Source organism: Schnuerera sp. (assembly GCF_035459645.1).
In the GTDB taxonomy this organism is placed as follows: domain Bacteria; phylum Bacillota; class Clostridia; order Tissierellales; family Tepidimicrobiaceae; genus Schnuerera.
Genome location: NZ_DATHXO010000292.1, coordinates 1 through 2,587 on the forward strand (window position 1 = coordinate 1; position 2,587 = coordinate 2,587).

A 2,587-nucleotide genomic window follows, 5' to 3' on the forward strand; every position below is an offset into this window, starting at 1 on the left:
ATTCATTTAGATATTCTGCTTCTTTACTTTTATATTCATCATTCTCATTTAAAGTGGGAACAAGATTATATTCTTTCTCTAGAACTTTGAATATATTATTTAGATTATCACTCAAATCTAGATTGTCTACCAATAATTCAACACTTTTAACTAAGTTTTTCCTATAGAATTTAATATAAGTTTTCTTTACTCCCAAAGCCATTCCATAATCAAAATTTGGAATACTTTGACCGCCATGCTGGTCATTTTGGTTGGATTGAATAGCTATACAAGCAAGAGCTGAATAGCTTTGAATATCTTGAGGTTCCCTTAAATATCCATGGCCTGTACTAAAACCACCTTTAAATAATTCTACAATATCTATTTGACAACAAGTAGTCGTTAATGTTAGAAAATCCAAATCATGAATATGAATATCTCCATTTTTGTGGGCTTTGGAGTGAGCAGGGTTCAATACAAATAAATCATAAAATTGCTTAGCCCCTTCAGAACCATATTTAAGCATAGTACCCATAGCAGTATTACCATCGATATTTGCATTTTCTCTTTTAATATCTACATCTTTAGCATCTTTAAAGGTTAAATCTTCATAAACCTTCATAAGCCTTGTATCCATTTCTCTAATCCTAGTTCTTTCGGCCCTATATAATATGTACTCTTTAGCAGTTCTAGCATGACCATTTTCTATAAGTATTTTTTCTACCATATCCTGAATATCTTCTACTTCAGGGATATTGTCTTGAAATTTTTCAGTTAGAAGAAATGTTACATTTTCAGCTAGTTTTAAAGAAGTGTCATAATCATGTCCGCCAGCAGCTTGAGCTGCTTTAAAAATTGCATTTGCAATCTTTTCTATATTAAAAGGCACTTCTCTACCATCTCTTTTTCTAATTTTAGTAATCAATTTTTTACCTCCCATATGCTAAACATTTTACAACATATTGTATTTATATATTATCAAACCTCAATATCTTGTGTCAATAGTAAAGAAATAAAAAAGCTTTTTAATACTTTTGTACTACATATTTTGACTTAGTATAGATTTTAATGTATATTTATATGGTGAAATATTAAACAACATCACTTATTATATTAAAAATGTAAATATAAATCAATTAAAGGAGAGATATTTTGAAAGCTGTAATTTTTGATATGGATGGAGTAATTATTGATAGTGAACCATTGCATTTTAAATTGGAAGTAGAGTTGTTAGAAGAACTTGGAGGCAAAATCACCAAAGAAGAACATAAATCTTTTGTAGGTACTACAGACTATCATATGTGGAATACTTTTAAAGAGAAGTTTAATCTAAAACCTTCCGTAGAAGAAATGGTTGAGATGAAGAAAAAAAGATTTTTAGAAAACATTGATAAAGTGCAGTTAATAGATAATTTTAAAGAATTCATGTTGACTCTATATGGTGAAGGATATCCTATGGCCTTGGCCTCGTCAAATAATAAGAAAGCAGTAAATGCTATTGTAAAAAAATTTAGTTTAGATAAATATTTGAAATTTTTTATAAGTGGTGAAGAAGTGAACAAAGGAAAACCAGATCCAGAAATATTTTTAACTGTAGCAAAAAAGATGAAAATAGAACCATCTTACTGTTTAGTCATAGAAGATGCCAAAAATGGTGTAAAAGCAGCAAAAACAGCTGGAATGAAATGCATTGGTCTTCAAAGCCCAAACTCTGGCAACCAAGATCTATCTGAAGCAGATTTAGTAATAAATAATTTTAAAGAGTTAGATTTAAATATTATCAAAAACCTATTTTAACAATAAGTTCTCTTTAAGGTGCCAGGCACCTTAAAGAGAACTTATTTGTAATATATTTGTAATATAACTAGGCATTTAAATTAATATGGCAATATCCGTTTGGATTCTTTTTCAAATACTTTTGGTGATATTCTTCAGCTTTGTAGAAAACCTTTAACGGTTCTACTTCTGTAACTATAGGTTTATCATATTTGATTTTTTGTTCTTCAAAAGTTTTCATTATAGTTGGTAGATCCGATTCATCTATATAATATATTCCTGTCCTATATTGACTACCTATATCTGGCCCTTGCCTATTTAATAATGTTGGATTAATTATTTTCCAAAACCTATTGAGTAAATCCTCTAAGGATAATATATTTTCATCATATTTAATATAACAAGCCTCTGCATGCCCAGTAATATTAGTGCATACTTCTTCATAGGTAGGATTTTCAGTAGTACCATTTGCATAACCAACTGTCGTTTCTTTTATGCCATCAATTCTTGACATATATTCTTCTACTCCCCAAAAGCATCCTCCTGCTAATACAATCTCTTTCATTTTTTCAACTCCTTTATTCTTAATAATTATTTGATTAAACTCTATATTGCTAGTAAATTCATAAACCAAGGAATTAAAAATACGCTAATAACACCGGCAAGACCTATTGATAGTGAAGCTAAGGCTCCTTCTGTTTCTCCCATCTCTATAGCTTTGGCAGTACCTAATGCATGAGAAGCGGTCCCTAGAGCTACTCCTTTAGAAACTTTGTCATTTATTCTAAATAATCTTAATATATATTCTCCAATGAAATTTCCCCCTATTCCA

Annotated in this window: 4 protein-coding genes; 1 reads left to right on the forward strand and 3 read right to left on the reverse strand. The window is 29.6% G+C overall.

The window, feature by feature from the left end:
* Window positions 1–904: anaerobic ribonucleoside-triphosphate reductase (gene nrdD / locus VK998_RS06885; protein ID WP_325226874.1), on the reverse strand; the 904-nt coding region annotated here is incomplete at its 3' end.
* 227 nt (window positions 905–1,131) lie between these two features.
* Here nrdD and VK998_RS06890 point away from each other — a divergent pair.
* Window positions 1,132–1,776 (forward strand): HAD family hydrolase, encoded by a 645-nt coding sequence (locus tag VK998_RS06890; RefSeq protein WP_325226877.1) that lies wholly within the window; start codon window positions 1,132–1,134, stop codon window positions 1,774–1,776.
* Between the two features lie 67 nt (window positions 1,777–1,843).
* On the opposite strand, the gene msrA is transcribed toward VK998_RS06890, so the two are convergent.
* Window positions 1,844–2,320: a peptide-methionine (S)-S-oxide reductase MsrA gene (gene msrA / locus VK998_RS06895; protein WP_325226879.1), complete on the reverse strand. Its 477-nt coding sequence runs from the start codon at window positions 2,318–2,320 to the stop codon at window positions 1,844–1,846.
* A gap of 41 nt (window positions 2,321–2,361) precedes the next feature.
* Window positions 2,362–2,587, reverse strand: a 226-nt coding sequence (locus tag VK998_RS06900) for an LrgB family protein (RefSeq protein WP_325226881.1), incomplete at its 5' end; no start/stop codon positions are given.

Bases quoted from the DNA above. Each gene is read 5' to 3' on its own strand.
- msrA (WP_325226879.1), bottom strand. From the start codon at position 2,320: ATGAAAGAGATTGTATTAGCAGGAGGATGCTTTTGGGGAGTAGAAGAA.